The 24,342-nt window shown below is 39.6% G+C and carries 18 protein-coding genes, 1 tRNA gene and 1 rRNA gene; 9 read left to right on the plus strand and 11 right to left on the minus strand.

The features are described 5' to 3' along the window. The first annotated feature begins 6 nt into the window (after positions 1-6). From zwf to pgi, 3 genes are all read left to right on the plus strand, one after another. Positions 7-1,542 carry a glucose-6-phosphate dehydrogenase gene (gene zwf / locus EI546_RS15810; RefSeq protein ID WP_128251454.1) on the plus strand — a complete coding sequence of 512 codons (1,536 nt, stop codon included), beginning with the start codon at positions 7-9 and terminating at the stop codon, positions 1,540-1,542. Position 1,543: 1 nt separating this feature from the next. Further along, a complete protein-coding gene (gene pgl / locus EI546_RS15815; protein WP_128251455.1) occupies positions 1,544-2,290 on the plus strand; it encodes a 6-phosphogluconolactonase in 747 nt (248 codons plus the stop codon). 160 nt (positions 2,291-2,450) lie between these two features. Further along, on the plus strand, positions 2,451-4,103 hold the full coding sequence (gene pgi, locus EI546_RS15820) for a glucose-6-phosphate isomerase (protein WP_128251456.1): 1,653 nt from the start codon (positions 2,451-2,453) through the stop codon (positions 4,101-4,103). A 187-nt stretch (positions 4,104-4,290) separates the two neighbouring features. Here pgi and EI546_RS15825 read toward each other — a convergent pair whose 3' ends face one another. The 5 genes from EI546_RS15825 to EI546_RS15845 form a co-directional block, all read right to left on the minus strand. Then, positions 4,291-5,343 (minus strand): glycoside hydrolase family 130 protein, encoded by a 1,053-nt coding sequence (locus EI546_RS15825; protein WP_205649746.1) that lies wholly within the window; start codon positions 5,341-5,343, stop codon positions 4,291-4,293. 41 nt (positions 5,344-5,384) lie between these two features. Further along, complete coding sequence (locus EI546_RS15830) at positions 5,385-6,143, minus strand: HAD-IIB family hydrolase (RefSeq protein ID WP_128251457.1); 759 nt, start codon at positions 6,141-6,143, stop codon at positions 5,385-5,387. A gap of 10 nt (positions 6,144-6,153) precedes the next feature. Beyond that, a complete protein-coding gene (locus EI546_RS15835) occupies positions 6,154-7,143 on the minus strand; it encodes a type I phosphomannose isomerase catalytic subunit (RefSeq protein ID WP_128251458.1) in 990 nt (329 codons plus the stop codon). 526 nt (positions 7,144-7,669) lie between these two features. Further along, a complete protein-coding gene (locus EI546_RS15840; RefSeq protein WP_128251459.1) occupies positions 7,670-7,837 on the minus strand; it encodes a DUF1328 domain-containing protein in 168 nt (55 codons plus the stop codon). A gap of 168 nt (positions 7,838-8,005) precedes the next feature. Then, a complete protein-coding gene (locus EI546_RS15845; RefSeq protein ID WP_128251460.1) occupies positions 8,006-9,343 on the minus strand; it encodes a GIY-YIG nuclease family protein in 1,338 nt (445 codons plus the stop codon). A gap of 91 nt (positions 9,344-9,434) precedes the next feature. Between EI546_RS15845 and EI546_RS15850 the strand changes: the two genes are divergently transcribed. Next, positions 9,435-11,474 (plus strand): ATP-dependent helicase, encoded by a 2,040-nt coding sequence (locus tag EI546_RS15850; protein ID WP_128251461.1) that lies wholly within the window; start codon positions 9,435-9,437, stop codon positions 11,472-11,474. 351 nt (positions 11,475-11,825) lie between these two features. Continuing rightward, positions 11,826-12,011, plus strand: a complete 186-nt coding sequence (locus EI546_RS15855) for a CsbD family protein (protein ID WP_128251462.1) — start codon at positions 11,826-11,828, stop codon at positions 12,009-12,011. Positions 12,012-12,207: 196 nt separating this feature from the next. On the opposite strand, the gene clpB is transcribed toward EI546_RS15855, so the two are convergent. After that, entirely contained in the window at positions 12,208-14,808 is a 2,601-nt protein-coding gene (gene clpB / locus EI546_RS15860) for an ATP-dependent chaperone ClpB (RefSeq protein ID WP_128251463.1), read from the minus strand. Between the two features lie 246 nt (positions 14,809-15,054). Here clpB and ytxJ point away from each other — a divergent pair, with 246 nt between their 5' ends. Together ytxJ and EI546_RS15870 are read left to right on the plus strand one after the other, a co-directional pair. After that, on the plus strand, positions 15,055-15,444 hold the full coding sequence (gene ytxJ, locus EI546_RS15865) for a bacillithiol system redox-active protein YtxJ (protein ID WP_128251464.1): 390 nt from the start codon (positions 15,055-15,057) through the stop codon (positions 15,442-15,444). Between the two features lie 230 nt (positions 15,445-15,674). Beyond that, positions 15,675-16,859, plus strand: coding sequence for an asparagine synthetase B (locus EI546_RS15870; RefSeq protein ID WP_128251652.1), 1,185 nt, complete (start codon positions 15,675-15,677; stop codon positions 16,857-16,859). On the opposite strand, the gene EI546_RS15875 is transcribed toward EI546_RS15870, so the two are convergent. From EI546_RS15875 to thrS, 5 genes are all read right to left on the minus strand, one after another. Further along, positions 16,856-17,683: an OmpA family protein gene (locus tag EI546_RS15875; RefSeq protein ID WP_164905259.1), complete on the minus strand. Its 828-nt coding sequence runs from the start codon at positions 17,681-17,683 to the stop codon at positions 16,856-16,858. The two genes, EI546_RS15870 and EI546_RS15875, sit on opposite strands and share 4 nt — an antisense overlap. 228 nt (positions 17,684-17,911) lie before the next feature. Beyond that, the gene (gene rplT / locus EI546_RS15880) at positions 17,912-18,256 is read right to left on the minus strand and encodes a 50S ribosomal protein L20 (protein ID WP_128251466.1); all 345 of its coding nucleotides are present in this window, start codon (positions 18,254-18,256) and stop codon (positions 17,912-17,914) included. Between the two features lie 125 nt (positions 18,257-18,381). Next, positions 18,382-18,579: a 50S ribosomal protein L35 gene (rpmI, locus tag EI546_RS15885; protein ID WP_128251467.1), complete on the minus strand. Its 198-nt coding sequence runs from the start codon at positions 18,577-18,579 to the stop codon at positions 18,382-18,384. 143 nt (positions 18,580-18,722) lie between these two features. Continuing rightward, a complete protein-coding gene (gene infC, locus EI546_RS15890) occupies positions 18,723-19,214 on the minus strand; it encodes a translation initiation factor IF-3 (protein WP_128251468.1) in 492 nt (163 codons plus the stop codon). Between the two features lie 78 nt (positions 19,215-19,292). Beyond that, positions 19,293-21,239 carry a threonine--tRNA ligase gene (gene thrS, locus EI546_RS15895; RefSeq protein WP_128251469.1) on the minus strand — a complete coding sequence of 649 codons (1,947 nt, stop codon included), beginning with the start codon at positions 21,237-21,239 and terminating at the stop codon, positions 19,293-19,295. Between the two features lie 1,269 nt (positions 21,240-22,508). Between thrS and EI546_RS15900 the strand changes: the two genes are divergently transcribed. Next, a 16S ribosomal RNA gene (locus EI546_RS15900) occupies positions 22,509-24,033 on the plus strand. 160 nt (positions 24,034-24,193) lie between these two features. Next, positions 24,194-24,267: transfer RNA gene (locus EI546_RS15905), tRNA-Ile, on the plus strand. Positions 24,268-24,342: the final 75 nt, after the last annotated feature.

Consider the following 24,342-nt stretch of genomic DNA (forward strand, 5'->3'; position numbering starts at 1 on the left):
TAAACTATGGCAAAGACAGTAAACCACAATACAAATACGGAACCCAATTCCGCCATCTTCATTATTTTTGGAGGAACAGGAGATTTGAGCCGAAGAAAGATTTTTCCTGCCCTATACAATCTTTTCCTTGAAAATCGCCTACCGGAAAAACTAGCAATAGTGGGATCTGGAAGAAGTAAATTAACGGATGCTAAATACAGGGCCACCTTATTGGATTCCGTAAATGAATTCTCACGCCGAGGAAAGGCAAAAAAGGAAGACTGGACAACCTTTGCCTCAAAAATTACCTATCAAGCGGCGAATATCAAGGATGTGGGTGAATACAAGGCCTTTGAAACTAGGATAAAGGAATATCAAGATGAATGGAAAGAGAAACCCGCTATTATCTATTACTGTGCAGTTTCGCCTGAGTTCTTTTGTACCATTGCTGAAAATATATCTTCGGCCAAACTGGAAAATAATGAGGAAACAACCCGCATCGTAATTGAAAAGCCGTTTGGCAGCGACCTTAAATCCGCCCAGGACTTAAACCACAAGCTGCTTACTATATTTAGTGAAAAACAGATTTATAGAATAGACCATTATTTAGGAAAAGAAGTAGTGCAGAACATAATGGCTTTTCGTTTTGCCAATGCTATTATGGAACCTCTATGGAACCGGAACCATATTGAGCATGTCCAGATTTCCGTAACCGAACAAATAGGAGTGGGCAGCCGTGGTGATTATTTTGAGCATGCAGGTATTCTTCGGGATATGATCCAGAACCATTTATTACAATTGCTGTGTATTATCGCTATGGAACCTCCCATCAGTTTTGATGCCGATGTGGTGCGGGATCGAAAGGTTGAGGTTTTAAAGGCCATGCGCAAGATTCTTCCCGGAAAAATAGACGCGATATCCGCTAGGGGGCAATATGGCCCAGGCTGGGTGGAAGGTAAAAAAGTACCAGGTTATCGGGAGGAGGCCGATGTAGATCCAGAATCTAATACCGAAACCTACGCCGCTCTAAAATTCTATGTAGATAACTGGCGTTGGCAAGGAGTTCCTTTTTATCTGCGTACTGGTAAGCGACTTTTTAAAACAGCTTCTCTAATTACAATTAGATTTAAGGAGGTACCACACAATATGTTCCACAGCGAAAATGAAAATGTCCCCAAACAAAACAGACTTGTTATAAGCATACAGCCCGATATGGGAATTCTGTTACAATTAGAGAGCAAAATTCCCGGTCTGGAGATGAGATTGAATACCGTAGATATGGTTTTTGATTATTCAGGCAAAACAAGATCCGATGCTCCGGAAGCTTACGAAACTCTCTTGTTGGACATTATATCAGGAGATCAGACCTTGTTTATGCGTGCCGATCAAGTGGAAGCGGCTTGGGAACTTATAATGCCGGTTCTCAATTCTTGGGAAAATAATAAAGTGAGAAATTTCCCCAATTATCCCGCAAATTCGTGGGGACCTGAAAATGCGGAAGCCCTCATTGCCCAAGATGGCTTTCATTGGTTCAATCTTCCAGAAAACATCAAAAAAGAATAATATGGAATTGCAGGTATTTATAGAGATTGACGAGATGATTAATTCCTTGGCGCAATTAATCAAGAAGTCTTCCCAAGAAGCCATTTCAACGCGCGGCCAATTTAATTTCGTGCTCTCTGGAGGTAGTTCCCCTAAGCGGTTATATGAGCTATTAGCATCTGAACCTTTTAAAAATAGTATGGATTGGCCCAATATTTATTTTTTCTTTGGCGATGAACGATATGTTCCCGAGAATGATTCACAAAGGAATTCCCTAATGGCAAAAGAGACTTTATTCGATCGCTTAAATATCTCAGATTCCAATATCTTTATGGTGGATACAACCTATTCCCCGAGCAAAGCTGCTCAAAATTATAATAAAACAATCAACTTGCATTTTAATAACAAGCCCGTCCATTTTGATTTTATTCTATTAGGATTGGGCGATAATGCCCACACGGCATCTTTATTTCCATTTACCTCGGTGTTAGATGAAACTAAACCGACGGTTAAATCGATATTTGTAGATGAATTGGATATGTACCGAATCACAATGACTGCACCAATGATAAATCGTGCGAGGCAAATTGCATTCCTCGTCTTTGGAAAGGATAAGGCGGATGCAGTAAGTCACGTAGTTTTAAAGACAAAATATTGGCCTCAACACTATCCCGCCCAATTAATCTCTCCAAGGAAGGGAGAATTATTTTGGTTTTTAGATATAGAAGCGGGTTCTTTGATTAGGCCTAAAATGGAAAACAAAGGATAGACTCTTATCAGGTTAAAATTGGGTAGATAGGTAAGACTAGCGGGTGGCCGATAATGTTCGGATTTTAAAAATCTTATTAGATGGAACACTTTTACGAAACTTAAACTTCATTTAAAAAACTATACAGCACAAAAAATATAATTCTATAAATTTTCATATCATGTTTCCTAAAATAAATCCCACTAAAACGCCAGCCTGGAAAGCTCTAATCGACCATCAAACCGAGATGGAAAAAGTTCAAATGAAAGATCTCTTTGAGAAAGATCCGAAAAGATTTGAAAAGATGTCCCTTCAACTTGGGGATATTCTTTTCGACTATTCAAAAAATCTCATTACCGAAAAAACAATTGAAAAGCTGTTGCAGCTGACGGAGGATTGTAAGCTAATGGAAGCGAGAAAAGCAATGTTTGATGGAGAAAAGATAAATGAAACTGAAGATCGAGCGGTTATGCATACAGCGCTCAGGAATTTTTCTGGAAAACCGGTTATGGTCGATGGTAAGGATATAATGCCAGAAATTAGGGATACTCGAAAAAAAATGAAATCTTTCTGTGAAAAAATCCATAACGGAGAGTGGAAAGGGTATACAGGGAAAAAAATCACGGATATTGTAAATATCGGGATTGGTGGAAGTGACCTAGGTCCAGTAATGGTTACCGAAGCACTCAAACCTTATTGGATTGAGGGAATTTACGCACATTTTATTTCCAATGTTGATGGAACCCAAATAGTGGAAACTCTCAAAAATTTGAATCCTGAGACGACACTTTTTACAATCGCTTCCAAAACCTTTACAACTCAGGAAACAATGACCAATGCACACACTGCGCGCAAATGGTTTTTGGCAGCAGCCAAAGATGAAAAATATGTTGAGAAACATTTTGTTGCACTTTCAACGAATAAGGAGGGTGTGGAGAAATTTGGAATAGATCCCGAAAACATGTTCGTTTTTTGGGATTGGGTGGGCGGTCGCTACAGTCTCTGGAGCAGTATCGGCCTTTCAATAGCCCTGACCATTGGTTATGGCAATTTTGAGCAATTACTTAAAGGGGCAGAGTCCACAGATAACCACTTTAGATCAGCAGACTTTAAGGAGAACATTCCTGTCATCATGGCAATTGTTGGATTGTGGTACACCAATTTTTTTGGTTCCGAAACTGAGGCGATTTTACCTTACGATCAATATATGCACAGATTTCCAGCATATTTTCAGCAGGGCAATATGGAGAGCAATGGAAAACATACCGATAGAAATGGAAATGATGTAACCTACGGCACTGGACCTGTTGTTTGGGGCCAGCCTGGAACAAATGGGCAACATGCTTTTTATCAACTTATCCATCAAGGAACCCATTTAATACCCTGTGATTTTATTGCCCCTGCAATAAGTCATAATCCTATTGGAGAACATCATCCAATTTTAATATCCAATTTTTTCGCCCAAACCGAAGCTTTGATGAACGGAAAAAATGCCGAACAGGTTAAGGATGAACTCGAGAAACAGGATATGGATAAAAAGAAGATGAAGGAATTGATTCCTTTTAAGGTCTTTACAGGTAACAAACCAACCAATTCATTTTTAATTAAGGAGATTACCCCCTTCACTCTTGGCTCACTTACGGCACTTTATGAGCACAAGATATTTGTTCAGGGCGTGGTATGGAATATCTTTAGTTTTGACCAATGGGGTGTGGAATTGGGGAAACAACTCGCTAAAAAGGTATTGCCCCAATTAAAAGATGATAAAAAAGTAGAATCCCACGATTCTTCAACTAATGGATTGATAAACACTTATAAGAAGTGGAGGAATTAGAGTAATTCCTGTTGAAATTTGAATAACTCTTTTAAAAGGAGGGTGGAAAATTCTAGGAGCCACCATAATTTCGAATTGGAAAACTCCCAATAATAAGAAGCCCGATTGCTCCGCTTCGGGTTTTCTAATTTTCTATATTACAACTTCCATTTCATTTTTATCCTCGATTTCATCTTAAATGTAAATGTTATTCCTCCTTCATCTCATGAAGCGATTCGGGAAGTTCCATTTTTGCCACCCCAATGCGATCATCCGCCATTCCGTAATAAACATCAATTCTATTGGGTTTCCCTATATCATCACGTCTATCCGTTCCAGTAGGGAAAACGACATTTCCGACCACTCCAATGGTTTCACCTGGTAATTTCGGGGCCAATATTGGCTCGGGGGAACGATAGATTATATTTTGGGGTGCTTTTTCCGATAGAATCATAGCTCCAGCGGAGTACGTATATTTTGGTTGTTCTTTGGTAGAATCGTCGTGTTTTCGAACGCCGTGATAGACTAACAACCAACCGAATTTGGTTAGTAATGGTGGTGCCCCAGCTCCAATTTTTAAGCTTTCCCAAGAATTTTCTGGGTGGGCCAAACAGTGATGGGAGGTAAATTTTGCATTTTTCAATGAAGTATCTTTCCCCTCTTTTAAATTTTTATATGATATCCAGATACTTTCTCTATGTTCATCTATTTTACGGTTGTCATCTTTTTTAAAAGTATCTTCCGGAGTAGTGTCAGGAAACAATGGCCGATGTAGCATGGCGATAGATGGATGCTTATGAGGGCTTGGAAGAACTGCGGGAAAAAAACTTGCATCCTTATCGTTTACATTATTAAAATCAATGTGTTCATAAGGAGAAAAACTGACCAACCCCATGCGTTCCCATTGGAAAAGGTTTTTGGAGCGTGCCATAGCGATCCGGGGTCCGTTGGGTCCAAAGGCAGTATATGTCATAATGTAATGCTCAATAGCTCCCACATAAGTTATTCGTGGATCCTCGCATCCCCCGCCACCATTGGGGCGTTTTTCATAATCGGCATCGGGTTCAAGGACAATTCCAAGTCGTTCTACATCAAACGGATCTCCATCATCATTAAATTTAACCCTTGCAATTCCGATTCGGGAATAATTATTTTTAGCAACCATTCTAGGAAATAAATAAAGTTCGTTATCGGGTCCCCTTGCAACGGCAGGGTTGAGAACGCCTTCAACTTCCAGTTCATTTCCCTTTTCGGGTTTCATAATGGTACAAATTCGGTGTAATTTAAATGGAACCACGTCAATTATTTTTTTGGAATGTTGGAATTGCAAGCTATTATAGTTTTAATAATACTTTTCGTTTCCTCTGGATCTCTCACTTGTATGCAATCCACACCGGTCTTTCTTGCAGGATAATCATTGCCACCTTCAAATAAAGCATCACCGATAAAGATCATTTGGGGAATGTCTATTTTGATGATTTCCTTGAGTTTGTTAATTCCGTATGCCTTATCGATACCCGGCTTAGTAATATCAATTGAAGTAGTTCCTCCCATTCCCACTGAAAAGCCCTGTAGGGTTTTTTCGAGCGGTTTGGTTATTTTTTTACGTTTTGCGAAATCAGGATCCCAACCTTTCTTTTCCTCTAATGGGGCCTTTTGTCCCAAAGCGGAAAAGGTTATTTGGCTGCCTCGGTCCTCGATCTGCTCGCCCCATGTTTTTTCTATATTTAAATTAGCTGCCTTAACTGCGTCTTGAAGACTATCCAAAATATGCTTTTTTTCTTTTTCCGTAAAGTTTTCAGCATACAGCATTTCCCAGTCATCTTTATATTGGTAAAATTTGGTGCCACAGGTAGGAAGTATAAAAAGCTTTTTAAGGTCAGTTTTTTTAGGCAGATTTTTCAGAACTTGTTTTTGAAACTGGGGCCAGTCGCCACCGGAAATAATCGATACTAAATCCACTTTCAGAAGGTGGGACAAAAGTTCCGCCATTTCATCATCAATGGCAGATTTACTTTTTGCCAAGGTGCCGTCTAAATCAAATATAATTAGCTTTTTCATGGTTTCTATTTTATTTTTTTTCAGGAATGGCTATTTGCAGGACTTCCATTTTGGATTCCAACTCCAGTTCGAGAGGTCCAATAATTGCTGGTAATAAAACCACTTCACCTCTTTCAATAGAATATTGTGTCCCTTGGAATTCCATAGTTCCTTTCCCATCAAGACATACCAAAACAACCGGTTGATCTTTTAGACCTACGGTAAGATTTGAATCCGACTTAATGCGCCAAAGTTTAAAATGTTGGTTGTCAAAAAGTTTTTCAGCATTTTCTACTTTATCACTTTTTACGGGAGTAACTGGGCCAATATCCACTTGGTCAAAATCAATACAAGCTATGGCTTTATCTACTTGCAGTTCTCTTGGTTTGCCTGTTTTGGGATCTGTACGATCCCAATCGTAAAGACGAAAAGTTACATCGCTGTTTTCCTGTACTTCAAAAACCACCGTGCCCCCAACCGTATGGACCGTTCCCGAATGTATAAACACGGCATCATCTTTTTTGGGTACGAAACTGTGAAGTTTTTCCGCAATATTTTTATTTTTTATGGCTTTCTCCAAATCTTCTTTTGTAGTTCCTTTTTTAAGTCCGGCGTAAATCCTGCTATCATCCGCGGTTTCCAAAACTACCCAGGCCTCTGTTTTTCCACTATCTCCTTTTGGGATATATTCCGTTTGGCCATCTGATGGATGCACCTGAACGGACAGAACAGCGTGGCAATCCAAAAATTTCAATAGTAATGGGAATCGTTCAAAATCATTGCCCAGCTTTCCCATTATTTCATACCCATACTCCTTCATCAAATCCGTAATGGTTTTTCCTTTTAATTTCCCATCAATGACCTTGCTTGAAAAATCATCTCTATCACTCAATATCCAGGCCTCCCCAATATTTTCCTTTTCTGGTAGTGGTTTGGAAAGTATATGTTCCAATCTTCTGCCGCCCCATATACGATATTGATATATGGGATCAAATTTTAAAGGATAAATTTGTTCACTCATCGTTATGTATTTTAAATATATAATTCGTATTAATACTCATTGCAAAAATCTTTCAGAAATTCCTCTAAGAAAGCTTAAATCAGTGCTAAAAATATTTTGTGAAGGAAAAGATTTTTCACTAACTCTGAAGTTTTTCGATATAACAAAACCTTTTAGAAGAAAAGAAAGGTTATCTTATATAAAGTTAGAGAATTTAGATAAAAACGGCAGGAATTGCGGTTTATTTTATCACAGATTTATGATTCGGGGCAAAATGGATAGAGATTAAATTCTTTATTTGTGAGTTTGAGAAGTGAACAAATGGATAATTCCGAATTAAACACGAATAACGTACTCTATACTTCTCAATCATCTGGACGGCCTAGATGCGAAAGTTTAAAGAGTATAACCTCCTGCTGCGTGATTTCTAATTAAAAAAAACAGTTAGGTGGTTTTTCTACTTAAATATCCGCAGAAAACGGAATAACCAAACTAGTTCAATAAATTGACACCAAAATAGCTTAGCCTTTAGAATTTGATAGGTTGACTATTTCTTGAATATAGTCACCAGTCCCAAAAATCCCAGGACCACTAGAACTATAAAAATGTAGAAAATAACCTTAGCAATATCTGCCGCTCCTTCAGCAATTCCTCCAAAGCCGAAAATTGCAGCTATTATTGCTATAACTAAAAAAATGATGACCCAGCGTAACATAATGAACAGTTTTTGTGTTAATTTCTGTCTAAGATAGGCGATACACTAAAACTATATATTGAATTTTACGTTTTTTTAACAACTCTTCAGAGATGAAAAGTAAGTAAATCTTCCGAGGAATCTTTTCCTTTATTAATCGCTATGATCTATTTAAAATATTTCTGCTGTTCAAATTAAAAAGACATTTTCCGTATTCTTGGAGGATTTAAAATATTGATCGATAATTCTAGACGTAAAATAGGTGTGAGGTAATTTTCTGATAAAACCATTAATATCTTCAATGGAATTTATCTGACTCTCTATATCGATAAAGCCGAAACCCTGGTATATACCATGTTTAATCAAAACAAAGGCGGATTCAAATGCATTTCTTCCTTTGAGTTTTAGAATATAGCTCGGTCGCTGTTCATCAATATATTGCAGCGCATTTTTCACGCGAAGATTATATTCTTCTTTACTTTCTAGTCCCTGGCAGATACCCTTACAGAATATGGGGTCACTGCATTTTCCACTTTTCCTTTCAATTCCAGTATAACGTTTGCACAATTTGAATTTTTGCTGAACCTCCATAATCTTCTTTAAAACAGAATCGCGATTATAGTAAAAATCATTTTCGCTATCGGAATAGGATTTTTGAATAGGCTGTATACGCAAGACACCTTTAGAATCTATTTTTGAAGCAATAATATAGGGATCGAGTAAGGCTTTTTGTTGGGTATTGAAAGTCGGTTTTAAATCGCTTATGTAATGGGATTCCAACAGTAGCGCTATTGTTTCACTCCCAGTATCTTCAAAATCGATTGTTTCGGTATTTTTGCAAAGGTGTCTTTCAAAAGACAATTTGCTGGTAAAATGGCTACGTACCCTTTGTAATATGTTTTTTGCCTTTCCCACATAAATTACCGTTCCGTTCAAATCTCTAAAGAAATAAACTCCTGGATGGGGGGGTAGGTGACTGAAATCTAATCCCCCAATGTTGGAGCTCACATTTTCTTTTTGGGATAGTACATGTGGCAGTTTCCCCAATTCCTCCAGTTTATAATATACCATTTGCATGGCTTTGGCTGCTTCCTGATTATTTGATATGGTTTTTTCCAAATCCAATATTTCCAGAGCATAGGGTAAGGAAAAAATAGTAGATGATTTAAATAGTTGTTTAAATATTTTTTCCAATATATAGGTGGCAGAACCCATAGGATATCCTATTTCTCTAAAAGATTTTATAAAAATCCTTTCAGAAAAACGATCGCAAAAAACGGTTTGGGCTCCCTCAAGTAATTCGGAAATTATGGGAGTTACATCGCATAATGGCGGGGCTGTTCTTAAAAGTAAATACTCAAAGGGAAGCACACTCCTTTCCATTTTGGAAAGAGCCGCTACAGGCTTTATTAAACTGTTGTGTTCCGTTAAAATTCCATCATTCTGAATCCGAATGGATAGGTTTAGCATTTTACATCGACTTAGGTCGTTGCTGGAAGTAAGGACGGAAATAAAGGCAATTTTCATCTATAGGTAGTGGCTTGGAAAAACGTCAAATTTATGGAATATTTCCAAGTTACGCATTTATGGATTATCTTTAACACGTAAAAAATATACTTTGGAATCATACAATCAGGAACAGAACGAAGCGATAACATTTAAAGGAAAACACTTGCTTTTATTGGCTGGTGCGGGTACGGGCAAAACGAAAACTATTGTCGGAAGAGCGGCTTATCTAATTGAAAATGGTGTGCATGCAGAAAAAATCCAGATTCTAACTTTTACCAAAAGGTCTGCAAGTGAAATCGTTGAACGTGTAAAAGCAGGAATTCCCGGTCGAAATGCCCAAGCTTTGAACGGGTCCACTTTCCACAGTTGGTGCAACCAGCTTATAACCAATTTTCCCAATTTATTTGGGGCGGCTAATTATACAGTTATCGATTCTGATGATCAGCTTAGTCTAATGAAGATGGCGTGTGGTAATGAAAAAACAGGTTACGGAAAAATGCGGATACAACCTCAAAAGATAATCGACCTGTTTTCCTTTGCACGGAATACACGAAACAATCTTACTGAAACTATCCGACTCCAAATGTTTAACGGTCGAATTGATGCCGAAACCAATGAGGAAATTGAGGAAATACGTCCAGAATTGGAATTATTGATCCGAGAATACCAGAAATTGAAAATCGAACAGAAATACTTGGACTACGACGATTTATTACTGGTGGTAGGAAATCGTTTAAACAAGGATGAGGAGGCCCGAAGAATTCTGTCCAAAGCCTATGATCATATTTTAGTAGACGAGATGCAGGATACCAATCCGCTACAATGGTTTTTATTGGCGCCTTTTGAAAATATCTGTTCATTATTTTGTGTGGGGGATGATGCCCAATCGATCTATGCTTTTCGTGGTGCGGATTTTAAAAACGTTCATTCCTTTTCAGAAAGAGTAAAAGATTCCGAAATAAAAAAACTTGACAAGAATTACCGTTCTACACAAGAAATTCTGGATATCTCCAACTGGCTCTTGGAAAAATCTCCTATCATTTATAATAAAAAGCTCAATGCGCATCGTGGCCCCGGTAAGAAGCCGCTTATTTTAAATGTTGCCAACCAATATGAAGAAGCCAGTTATATAGCTGAAAAAATTCTGAAGGACTTTCAAGAGGGAGGTAAAAGTTTTTCAGACTTCTTAATTTTGAGCCGGTCACAATATTATACAAAACCCCTGCAAGCGGTTTTCCTTCAGAAGAAAATACCTTATGAAACTTATGGAGGCAGAAAATTTTTGGAAGCCGCACATATTAAAGATGTGCTTTCCATTTTAAGAGTTATCAATAATCCGAATGATCAAATTGCCTGGATGCGCTATCTAACCTTTATACACGGTATTGGTGCTGTGAGAGCAAGCAAATATTTAAATGAGATTTTAAGTTTGGAGTCTTCCCAGATAAGCGGCGATGTTTTAAAAAGTATTATCCCAGGGATGGAGGGTGAAAAAATCAAAACCTATTACGATGCGGTTGCCAATAACAAGCATAATGTGAAAAAAGCGGTGGCAGAACTTTATCGTGAAATGGAATTGGACCTGGCATTAAAATACCCTAAAGATTGGCAGGAAAAACGTAAGGGGGACTTTCCCGTGCTCGAAATGCTTGCAGAACATTATTCCAGCTTGGGAGAATTTATTACTGAGGGAATTTTGGACAATTCCTCTGGTTTGGGCGGCACCCCCACCTTGGAAGGGTCACGGATAAAAACAACAGAACATAAAGATCACGTTATTATATCAACTGTACATTCTGCCAAAGGTCTTGAGGCTGATGTTTGCTTCGTTTTGAATGTATCTCCAAAAACCTATCCTTCCTCTTATAGCTTAGGAAGTTCAGAGGAAATAGAAGAGGAGCGGCGCGTATTGTACGTTGCACTAACTCGTGCAAAAAATGAACTGATAATAACCAGAACCACCGCTTCCTTAAATGCGTTCCATAGTAATGGTGATGGATTGGAGGACGAAATGAACAGCGCCTACTTTCTTGAAGATCTTCCCGAGGAGCTAGTCACCCAGGAAAGTCCCCCGAGCGGCTTTAATAAACCCAGTGACGCTGAAAGACCGAATACTATCGATTTAGATTTCGGATTTGATTTCAGATAGGAATGGAGGTTTCAAGTTTTTTGTTGCAAGTTCCAAGATCCAGGTTGCAGATTTCAGGCTCTAGGTTTTAGGTAATAGGCTGCAAGTTCCAGATTTTTTCATTTGCAATTGTTTGGCGACGGAAGTTAAGTAGGCAATAGTCACAACGGCAATTTCATAAAAAGCGGATATAGGGATTGGCAACCTCAACTCCTTTTTTTCCCTATAAATAACAGTTTTTAAGATAGCTTGGGAAATTTATAACTAATGTCTGCCGTTCTTTAGTATTTCTTTATTAAGAACCGACGGACTACGTGAGTATCTTTATAAAAGAAAAATAAATAATAATAAATTTAACTAAAAACTAAAGTTATGAACGAGGATCAATTTAAAGGAAAATGGAATCAAGTAAAGGGTAAATTTAAGCAGACCTACGCCGATCTTACAGATGATGATTTGAAATATGCTGAAGGAAAATCGGATGAATTACTTGGACGTCTTCAAGAGAAAACTGGTAAAACCAAAGAACAATTGAAAGATGAAATTGACAAGTGGTAGTTTTAACTAAACTTTGATTACCGCTTTTATTTGAAGCCGGATCCCTAAAAATTTCATAAGATGAAATTTTTAGGGATCTTTTTTATGCCCTATTTTCATAAAATGATTTTCATAGAAGTTTTTCAATTATACAATGCAAAAACCCCCGAATCTAAACTCGAGGGTTTTCAACTAACCAACCAAAAAACTCAAATTACTACTCAACTAAATTTTCTTGATTTCTAAATACTAGGTGATCGTTAAAGCTATCCAATAGAATAATACTGTCCGTGGTTATTTTCCCAGCAAGAATTTCTTTAGAAAGCTCGTTTAAAACCTCCCGCTGAATAACTCTTTTCACCGGTCTTGCTCCAAATTGAGGGTCATACCCTTTCTCTGCAAGATAAAATATGGCCTCTGGAGTCGCATCCAGGATAATGTTCTGTTTTAATAGCATTTTTGAGACACCTTTAAGCTGAAGCTCGACAATTTTATGAATATCCTCTTTTGATAGGGGAGTAAACATAATAATATCATCAATTCTGTTCAAAAATTCGGGGCGCATTGTCTGTTTTAAAAGGCCCAGGACTTCTACTTTGGCCCCTTCCATTGCCGTTTGCGTATCCTTCACTGCCTCAAAGCGCTCTTGGATTATCTGACTGCCCATATTACTGGTCATAATAATAATGGTGTTCTTGAAATCGGCAAGACGACCTTTATTATCCGTCAACCTACCCTCATCCAAAACCTGTAAAAGAATATTAAATGTATCGGGATGGGCTTTTTCTATTTCATCAAGTAAAACTACGCTATATGGTTTACGCCGTACAGCTTCGGTAAGCTGGCCGCCTTCTTCATAACCTACATATCCTGGAGGTGCGCCAACTAATCGACTTACACTGTGTCGTTCTTGATATTCGCTCATATCAATTCGGGTCATCGCGTTTTCATCATCAAATAGATATTCCGCAAGAGCCTTGGCAAGTTCAGTTTTTCCAACTCCGGTAGTTCCTAGAAATAGAAAACTTCCTATGGGTTTTTTCTCGTCCTGTAAGCCAGCTCTGCTTCGGCGAATGGCATCACTAACCGCTTCTATGGCCTCATACTGTCCGACTACTCTCTTGTGAAGATGATCTTCTAAAGTAAGCAACTTTTCCCTGTCACTTTGTAGCATCTTTGTCACGGGAATGCCGGTCCATTTTGCAACAACCTCCGCTATATCCTCTCTGGTTACTTCTTCTTTAATCATGGAGGTGCCATCTTCCTGGGCAGCAAGTTTTGCTTCCAATTGGCTCAGTTTTTCTTGGGCTTCCTTGATTTTTCCATATCGAAGCTCGGCCACTTTACCAAAATCGCCATCCCGCTCAGCACGCTCGGCCTCCAGCTTAAACTCTTCTATCTGGGTTTTTAGGTTTTGAACCCTATCCACAACTTCTTTTTCGCTTTGCCATTTGGCGTTAAGTTCATTACGGTCTTCCTTGAGATTTGCAAGGTCCGCATAAAGCCCTTTTAGTTTGGTTTCATCTTTTTCACGTTTTATGGCCTCGATTTCAATTTCGAGTTGCATAATTTTTCGATCCAAAACATCCAGTTCCTCCGGCTTGGAATTTATTTCCATCCTTAGTTTCGAAGCAGCTTCATCCATTAGGTCAATTGCCTTATCCGGAAGGAAACGGTTTGTAATATAGCGCTCAGAAAGTTCGACGGCAGCAATTATCGCCTCATCCTTAATACGGACTTTGTGGTGGGTTTCATATTTTTCTTTTATTCCACGCAGAATGGAAATAGCACTTTCAGTATCAGGTTCATCAACCATCACTTTTTGAAAACGACGTTCTAGCGCTTTATCCTTTTCAAAATACTTTTGATATTCATCCAAGGTGGTGGCGCCTATGGCCCGCAATTCACCCCGCGCAAGGGCAGGTTTAAGGATATTGGCTGCATCCATTGCTCCTTGTCCTCCACCAGCACCGATAAGCGTATGGATTTCGTCGATGAAAAGGACAATATCACCTTCACTTGAGGTAACCTCCTTTATAACGGCTTTTAGTCGCTCCTCAAATTCTCCTTTATATTTTGCACCAGCAATTAGAGCTCCCATATCCAATGAATAAATTTGTTTGCTTCTCAGGTTTTCGGGAACATCTCCATCGACAATACGATGGGCCAGACCCTCTGCAATGGCCGTCTTACCTGTTCCAGGTTCTCCTACCAACATGGGGTTGTTTTTCGTTCTACGGGATAATATCTGAAGTATTCTTCTTATCTCCTCATCCCGGCCAATAACAGGATCCAGTTTTCCGTCTTTGGCAAGTTGGTTCAGATTTTTGGCGTACTTGTTTAAGGAATTGTAGGTTTCTTCAGCACTTTGGGAAGTTACATTCTCACCCCCACGTAGTTCTTGGATAGCGGCCTTCATTCCCTTCTCGGTAACTCCTTGGTCCTTTAGGCTTTGGGCAATCGGACTTTTGGAATCGAGGATAGCCAGAAGTAAATGTTCAATGGAAACAAATTCATCACCCATTTTTTTGACTATATTCTCAGCCTCTATGAGCATTTTGTTTGCTTCTCTGGATAGCATGATTTCTCCACCCGAAACCTTTGGAAGACTTTCCAATTGTTTGTCCAGGATTTGCTTTAATATTGGAATGTTTACGTTTAATTTCTTCAGAAGAAAAGGGACGACATTTTCATCAACCTCAAAAATGGCCTTAAGTATTTGTTCATTATCTATTTGAGGATGGCCGTAACCCTGGGCGATTCGTTGTGCCTGCTGAATTGCTTCTTGACTTTTAATTGTAAAATTATTGAAGTTCATATTGATGAATATTTTATTGTAGTTGTTATAAATAGATTATATGGAGGAAAGATTGGTTTCCTTGAATTATTAGATTAGATAGTTCGGCTATCCATTTTCAAATACAACGCCAATATAAAATTAAGACATAATGTCTGCAGAATGGATTGATTTAACAGACATTATGACGGTCTTAACACCGTGTTTTTTCAAATTATTTTTAGTTAAGTGATTCAAACCTTGTAGTTTTGTATAAAAAGAAAAACTATGGGATTTTTTGGTAAATTTAAATCAAGTACGGAAACAAATAAAGAGATAGTTGGTGTACCTTGGCGCAATTTGGTCACAATGGATCAGTTGGAAAAATTGGTTGAGGAATCTAAACTCAAGCCGGTTGCGATTTTTAAACACTCAACACGATGTGGAGTAAGTAGGGGCGTACTGAAAACCTTTGAAAAGGAATACGATCTTGATGATAATCAAATGGAACTTTATTTTCTTGATCTTTTGTCCAATCGCGATATTTCAAATGAAATTGCTTCAAGATTTAAAGTCCGTCATGAGAGCCCACAAATGATTGTAATAAAAAATGGAGAAGTAGTTTTTCACGATTCACACCATTCAATTGATGCTTCTGAGCTGGAGAAATTTCTTTAACAAAAAAGGTTTAAGGTGAATTAGAACAGGTTGTAATTTAACCGGCTACTTCAAGAATTCAATGTGGGTTTTACGGATGTGTTAGGGAGGAATCTTGGTGTGAAAATTGTCTATATTTACTTTTGAAAGAGAATAACCTGGGTAGCTGATTTATTATGGCAAAGTATTTTGTAATTATCTTCATTTATATTTTTTCAATTAGGGCTTCTGCCTCCTACATCCTAATTCCTATGGATGCAGAATTTCAAAAGGAACATCTGAAGGCCTATGGAATTACCTATTGGGTTCTGGAAAAACAACTAAAGGTAAAATGGCTGCTCAATTATCGGGGAGGCTCTTTTTTGATGCCCGATTCCCCAGAAATTCAAAGAGAGTGCCAGATACGCGGAGTTTCATTTGAAGTACTTTCCGACAGTAAAACTGAGCAAATCCTTACGGATATAAGCAGCCCCTCTAAAAACATGGATGCGGTGGTTCTCGAAAAAGCTCCAAAAATCGCTGTTTATTCTCCCAAAAGCAATTTGCCTTGGGATGATGCCGTAACAATGGTTTTGACCTATGCGGAAATACCATATACAGTAATATATGATGAAGAAGTCTTGGGCGATCAACTCATATTGTATGATTGGTTGCACCTACATCACGAGGATTTTACAGGACAATATGGAAAATTTTATCGTGCCTACCGTTCTGCTCCTTGGTATATTGAAGAAAAGAAGAGGGCAGAGGAACTAGCGGCGAGACTAGGATATTCCAAGGTTTCCGAGGAGAAATTGGCAGTAGCAAAAAAGATTCGGGATTATGTGATAGGAGGAGGGTTTATGTTCGCGATGTGCAGTGCCACAGATAGTTTTGATATTGCTCTTTCGGCAGAAGGAGTTGATATCTGCGAACCAATGTTTGATGGCGATCCCAGTGAGCCGAATTATCAAAGCAAGATTGACTATAACAAGACATTTGCGTTTACGGATTTTATTTTGGAACGCAACCCAATGATATATGAATTTTCAAGTATTGATACCACCGATAAACGAAAGATCCAAAAGGAATCTGATTATTTTACGCTGATGGATTTTTCCGCTAAATGGGATCCTATTCCTACAATGCTCTGTCAAAATCATACCGCTTTGGTTAAAGGTTTTATGGGGCAGACAACCGCATTTTCACCCGATCAAATCAAGGCAAATGTCCTAATCATGGGTGAGAATAAAACGAATGGTGAGGCCCGGTATATTCACGGTATAAAAGGAAAGGGATTTTTTACTTTTTATGGCGGTCATGATCCTGAGGATTACCAGCATCGAGTAGGGGACGCCCCTACAGAATTGGCCTTGCATCCAACTTCCCCCGGGTATCGACTTATTCTGAACAATGTATTATTCCCCGCAGCTAAAAAGAAAAAGCAAAAGACCTAGTCTTTCAAAATCCCTTCATAATATTCCTTTGGAGGTAAGACCGTGATTTCTACCCTTCTGTTTTTCTGTTTGTTTTGGTCGGTATCATTAGGAACTTTGGGTTTATCTTCTCCATAAGGGATTATTTCATAATCATAGCTCGAGTTATCCCCTAATATACTGATTAATCTTTCTTTTACGGATAGACATCGGTTTTTAGATAGCTCCATATTCATTTCACGACTGCCATCACTGTCTGTATGTCCTTCTATAACTATGGTTCCCGAATCTACTTTCTGAATGGTTTCGGCAAGAGAGTCTATACTGGTTTTTGCGGTTTCCTTAAGATTATATTGGGCAACATCGAAGAGCACATCCGCTTCAAGAGTAACCGTGATTACACTATTTATTGCTCCTATGGCATCAATGTCTGCTCCCGCGCTTATGCTTCTACAGAGATCTCCAAGATCTGTAATTTTAAGGAAGTAGAAAACAACACCGGTGGCGATGTTTTCGTCATCTAGATCGATGGATGACTTACCTCCTGCAATAGTACCGGCATAAATCCATTCAACGCCGTCCTCCGAAATTTCTATTTTGGCAGACTCCCTTGACGGTCCTACCTCAAAAATATATAGATCATCTCCGGGAAGGTTCATAAAGCCATTATCCGTAAATTCAACGGTTAATGTTCCATTACATCCTAGAGAAACAAAATTGGGCGTATGGTAGTTTGTGTAGTTTGGTTCGTGAAGACATTGCGTGCTATCGCGATACTTTTTTATAGGGGCGGGTTTCCCTACCTTAAATTCCACTAGACTATCCGCGAAAGAAATCTTTCCCATTGGAAGATAGATTTTTTCGTAGCGGTCAATCTTATAATGTTTTCCTGTTTTATTTTGCGCATTAAGACAGCCGCCCGCAAAAACGAGAATGCAAAAGGTTATCGAGACAAAACCACGCATTGTAGAGGTTTTTAGCGAAGATAAGAAATCTTGAGCAGTTGAATTGCGACATAAAAAAACCGCCTCATTTCTGAAGCGGTCTTTAGGCGAAATAATATTGTTAGTGTCTTATTTTACTTTTTTCACAATTGCGGCAAAAGCCTCGGGATGGTTCATCGCCAAATCGGCCAACACCTTTCGGTTAAGCTCGATTCCGCTGTTTTTCAAACTACCCATAAACTGCGAATAAGACATACCATGCTGTCTTGCTCCCGCATTGATACGAGTGATCCAAAGGGATCTGAAATTTCTCTTTTTTGTTCGGCGGTCGCGGTATGAATAAAGCATTGCTTTGTCCACCGCATTTTTCGCTACCGTCCAAACGTTTTTACGTCGTCCAAAGAATCCTTTGGCCTGTTTAAGAACCTTTTTTCTGCGGGCTCTCTTCGCAACTGAATTTACTGATCTTGGCATAATTTTAATGTGTTTTGTAGCAGGCGATTCTTCAATTCTGATTCCGATAGCTATCGGGACTGAATTCTGAATTCTTTCATTGCGCTACTCCAGGGTTTAAATAATTGTTTTAACCGGTCAGGCCTTTACTTCAAACGAAGCATTTGCTTAACATTGCTTTCATCGGCCTTGTGGACTAATGCCATTTTGGTCAACGCTTTTTTACGTTTTTTGCTCTTCTTTGTTAAGATGTGGCTTTTAAACGCATGCTTTCTTTTAATCTTTCCGGTGGCAGTAAGCTTGAAACGCTTCTTGGCACTGGATTTTGTTTTTTGTTTCGGCATGTTTTCCTACTTTTTATTTATTATTTCGCTTATTCACCTTCCATAGCCTTAGCCGAGGAGGGTTTCTTTTATATATGCTCCTTAGTAATAATACTGGGGCATTTTGGATTCTGAATTTAGAATCTTACTTTTTTTCTTACTGACTACTTCTTTTTGGGAGCTATGAACATGATCATTCGCTTCCCTTCCAATTTGGGCATTTGTTCCACTTTTCCGAATTCTTCCAAATCCCGGGCAAGGCGTAATAATAATATTTCACCTTGGTCCTTATAAATGATGGAACGGCCTTTAAAGAATACGTATGCCTTAAGTTTGGCACCTTCCTGTAGGAATTTTTCCCCGTGCTTCTTTTTGAACTCGTAATCGTGATCGTCGGTGTTCGGGCCAAACCGGATTTCCTTAATGGTTACCTTGGTCGCTTTGGCTTTAAGTACCTTTTCACGTTTCTTCTGTTCATAGACAAATTTCTTATAGTCTATAATCTTACACACAGGTGGATTTGCATTTGGAGAAATCTCGACTAGGTCCAATTCCTGCTCTTCTGCAATTTCGCGTGCTTTCCGCAATGGATACACTCCTACTTCAACATTTTCACCTACAAGACGAACTTCCTCGGCACGGATCTTTCCGTTTATCCGATGCTGATCTTCTTTAATTACTCTTGCAGGTCCTCTACCTCTTTTTCTTCGTATTGCTATGGCTTAAAATTTTAGTTAAACATTAAATTCTTTTGACTCCTTTTTTATTTTCTCGTGAATCAATTCTGCGAACGCTTCAGGTGTCATAGCGCCCAAATCGCCTTCGCCGTGTTTACGAACAGAAACTGTACCATCTTTCTCTTCCTGCTCACCAACAATGAGCATATAAGGGATCTTATTCATTTCTGCCTCCCTTATTTTCTTACCAATGGTCTCGTTCCTATTGTCAACAAGGGCGCGAATTTCGTCATTTTCAAGCAAATTTAAAACTTTTTGGGCGTATTTTTCATATTTTTCACTTAAAGACAGTATGGTAACCTGTTCGGGAGTAAGCCAAAGAGGGAAATTACCTCCAGTATGCTCCAAAAGGATAGCAACAAAACGTTCCATACTTCCAAAGGGAGCACGGTGAATCATGACCGGGCGGTGCATCTCATTATCGCTTCCTTTGTATTCCAGTTCAAATCGTTCAGGTAAGGTGTAATCTACCTGAATGGTTCCCAGCTGCCAACTCCTGCCTAGGGCATCCTTCACCATAAAGTCAAGTTTAGGTCCGTAAAAAGCAGCTTCTCCTTCCTCTACTACATAATCTAACCCCTTATCCTTTACAGCGCTAATAATAGCCGCCTCAGCTTTTTCCCAAAGTTCGACATTCCCAATATATTTTTCAGGTTTTTTGGGATCTCTTATGGATACTTGAGTGGTGAAATTATCAAATCCGAGAGAACCAAAAACGTACAATACCAAATCAATAACTTTTTTGAATTCCTCGTCGAGCTGATCTGGAGTACAGAATATATGTGCATCGTCCTGAGTAAATCCCCTGACACGAGTTAATCCGTGAAGTTCGCCACTCTGTTCGTAACGATATACTGTTCCAAATTCGGCAAATCTTTTTGGAAGATCCTTGTAGGACCAAGGTTTGCTATTATAAATTTCACAGTGATGAGGACAGTTCATGGGTTTCAAAAGGAATACTTCTCCTTCACTTGGTGTGGTAATAGGCTGAAAGCTATCGGCTCCATATTTTTCATAGTGTCCGGAAGTTTCATAAAGTTCCTTTTGTCCAATATGCGGCGTAATTACCATTTCATAGCCCGCCTTCTTTTGGGCTTTTTTAAGAAAATTTTCCAATCGTTCTCTAAGGGCTGCTCCTTTAGGAAGCCATAAGGGAAGACCTTGACCCACTCTTTGCGAAAAAGTAAAAAGTTCAAATTCCCTTCCCAGTTTTCTATGGTCGCGTTTTTTTGCTTCTTCCAATAATTCCAGATACTCAGTTAAATCCTTTTGTTTAGGAAAACTGATGCCATAGATTCGGGTAAGTTGTTTGTTTTTTTCGTCTCCTCGCCAATAAGCTCCAGCGATATTCATTAATTTTATGGCCTTAACAATTCCGGTATTCGGAATGTGTCCACCACGGCATAAATCTGTAAAAGTGTCATGATCACAAAAGGTGATAGTACCATCTTCTAGGTTTTCAATCAGCTCTACTTTATATTCGTTACCTTCTTTCTTGTAATGATCCAGAGCATCCTGCTTAGAGGATTCTCGCATTGAGAATTCATGTTTGCCCCTGGCTATTTTCAACATTTGTTCTTCGATCTCTTTCAGATCCTTTTCCAAAAGTGTTTTGTCGCCAAAATCAACATCGTAGTAAAAGCCATTTTCAATAGCTGGACCAATTGTCAATTTGATTCCAGGATAGAGTTGTTCAAGAGCCTGAGCGAGGATATGGGCCGATGAGTGCCAAAATGCTTTTTTACCTTCGTCATCGTTCCAAGTATATAATACTAGATTGCCATCCTCGGTAAGAGCAGTAGAGGTTTCAATAGTAACGTCATTAAAGGATGCCGAAATAACATTCCGGGCAAAGCCTTCGCTTATGCTCTTGGCTACGTCCATCGGCGTAACCCCAGCATCAAAATGTTTTACGCTCCCGTCTGGTAAGGTAATGGCTATCATATACTGAAAAATTTTAGGGTGCAAAGATAGTGTTAGTTTGGCAGTTTGCAATAAGTCGCTTTGGAAATTAATGTGTAGAGATTTACAGCGTCTTATACGTTTTTCCAAAATCCTTTTAAATTCAAAAACCTATTTGTGTTTCAACGGTTCTGTTTTAATTGGGTGCAATAAAACTTTACTTTCAAAATAACATTTATTAAAATAATAAAAAAGGTCTCGACTGCGCTCGACCTGACAATAAATAATGATTTTCAATTAATTAAAGTGTCACTTCGAGCGCAGTCGAGAAGTCTCGTTGAGCGCAGTTGAGAAGTCTCGTTGGAAAAGGAATAATTATTTAGGACCCTCCTATATAAAGATAATAGTTCAAATCATAAGAAGGATTTGTTCGTATGGTAGGTGGATCTTCTAAAAGCAATAAGATTTGTGTACCTCATAAATATGACAAGGGGTCCGCGCACAACGAATTAGCGATAATAGGAAAATCTTGATGACTGTAAATATTTATTCCAACATTAAAGGAACAGAAGGGTGGGTAAAGACCTTTGACTAAAACATCGGATATTTGTGATTCATTGGCATAAGATTCCAAGATAGTTGCCGAAGATTTTAATGTTCGGGATAGTGATTTAAAAATTCCAAAATAAATAGTGTATATATTAAGGTATAATCCAATAAAAATTTTTTGTTTCTAAATGCTACTTTTTCAGCCACTTGTAATGAAGTTTTATTTTTTTTGAAAAAGAGTTTGCAATAATGCTTGTGAGAACCAAAAAGCGTTCTATCTTTGCACCCGCTTAGCACGGCAGCGAGATGCAGTGTAGCGGAAAGTTCTTTAAAACCCTGTAATTTTTTTTTCAAAAAAGGCCTTGCGGTCTTGAAAAAGCGTTCTATATTTGCACCCCGTTTAAGATGTCAACTCAGGTTGATTCGGCGGTCAAAAAAGCGCTCTTTAAAAATTTTTCATTTTTTTCATAAAAAGTATTGCGGGTTTAAAAAAAGGTTGTATATTTGCACCCGCTTAGAGAAGCAGGGTTTGCAGAAAAACAGGTGAAAGGCAACAATGGCAGCGGTTCGACTCCCTCCCACCAGCAGATTGACTTCCTATTACATAGGAAAAAGTTCATTGAGATATTGAAATTGACAGCGTAGATAGCGAACGGAAACGTTTGCTGTCAACAAAGAAACTAAACTAAGTGAGATTTTCTGAGAATTTTTTTGAGAGTCGAGCTCTTACTGGAGTATGGTCGCAATATTATTGAAGATTATACGATGAAGAGTTTGATCCTGGCTCAGGATGAACGCTAGCGGCAGGCCTAACACATGCAAGTCGAGGGGTAAAGAAGTGCTTGCACTTTTGAGACCGGCGCACGGGTGAGTAACGCGTATGGAATCTGCCTTGTACAGGGGAATAGCCCAGGGAAACTTGGATTAATGCCCCATGGTATCATAGTCCGGCATTGGATTTTGATTAAAGATTTATCGGTACAAGATGATCATGCGTCCCATTAGCTTGATGGTAAGGTAACGGCTTACCATGGCTACGATGGGTAGGGGCCCTGAGAGGGGGATCCCCCACACTGGTACTGAGACACGGACCAGACTCCTACGGGAGGCAGCAGTGAGGAATATTGGACAATGGGCGAGAGCCTGATCCAGCCATGCCGCGTGCAGGAAGACCGCCCTATGGGTCGTAAACTGCTTTTACAGAGGAAGAAACACCCCGACGTGTCGGGGCTTGACGGTACTCTGGGAATAAGGATCGGCTAACTCCGTGCCAGCAGCCGCGGTAATACGGAGGATCCGAGCGTTATCCGGAATCATTGGGTTTAAAGGGTCCGTAGGCGGGCGATTAAGTCAGTGGTGAAAGTCTGCAGCTCAACTGTAGAATTGCCATTGATACTGGTTGTCTTGAATGGTTGTGAAGTGGCTAGAATATGTGGTGTAGCGGTGAAATGCTTAGATATCACATAGAATACCGATTGCGAAGGCAGGTCACTAACAACGCATTGACGCTGATGGACGAAAGCGTGGGGAGCGAACAGGATTAGATACCCTGGTAGTCCACGCCGTAAACGATGGATACTAGCTGTCCGGACCACGTTGGTGGTCTGGGTGGCCCAGCGAAAGTGATAAGTATCCCACCTGGGGAGTACGTTCGCAAGAATGAAACTCAAAGGAATTGACGGGGGCCCGCACAAGCGGTGGAGCATGTGGTTTAATTCGATGATACGCGAGGAACCTTACCAGGGCTTAAATGTAGTCTGACAGGGGTGGAAACATCCCCTTCTTCGGACAGATTACAAGGTGCTGCATGGTTGTCGTCAGCTCGTGCCGTGAGGTGTCAGGTTAAGTCCTATAACGAGCGCAACCCCTGTCGTTAGTTGCCAGCATGTAAAGATGGGAACTCTAACGAGACTGCCGGTGCAAACCGTGAGGAAGGTGGGGATGACGTCAAATCATCACGGCCCTTACGTCCTGGGCCACACACGTGCTACAATGGCAGGTACAATGGGCAGCCACTGCGCAAGCAGGCGCGAATCCACAAAACCTGTCTCAGTTCGGATCGGGGTCTGCAACTCGACCCCGTGAAGCTGGAATCGCTAGTAATCGGATATCAGCCATGATCCGGTGAATACGTTCCCGGGCCTTGTACACACCGCCCGTCAAGCCATGGAAGCTGGAAGCACCTGAAGTCCGTCACCGCGAGGAGCGGCCTAGGGTGAAGCTGGTAACTGGGGCTAAGTCGTAACAAGGTAGCCGTACCGGAAGGTGCGGCTGGAACACCTCCTTTCTAGAGAAAGACGACCGAAATTCAACAAAGAGACACTCTTATTGGAAAACACGGATGTCTTGCTTGGTTTAGCTGTCAATTTTATAATATTACGGTCAACAGGTCAAGTCTTCGGTACATCAAAACTGATTACTGAGCACTGAACATTGGGGCCCTTTACAGTCCCATAGCTCAGCTGGTTAGAGCGCTACACTGATAATGTAGAGGTCGGCAGTTCGAGTCTGCCTGGGACTACTATCGAAATCGAAACTGAAATCGAAATCGAAGATTGAAAACAAGATATTTCTTCGGAAATATACGTTCATTACA

The organism is Aequorivita sp. H23M31 (genome assembly GCF_004022485.1).
GTDB lineage: Bacteria > Bacteroidota > Bacteroidia > Flavobacteriales > Flavobacteriaceae > Aequorivita > Aequorivita ciconiae.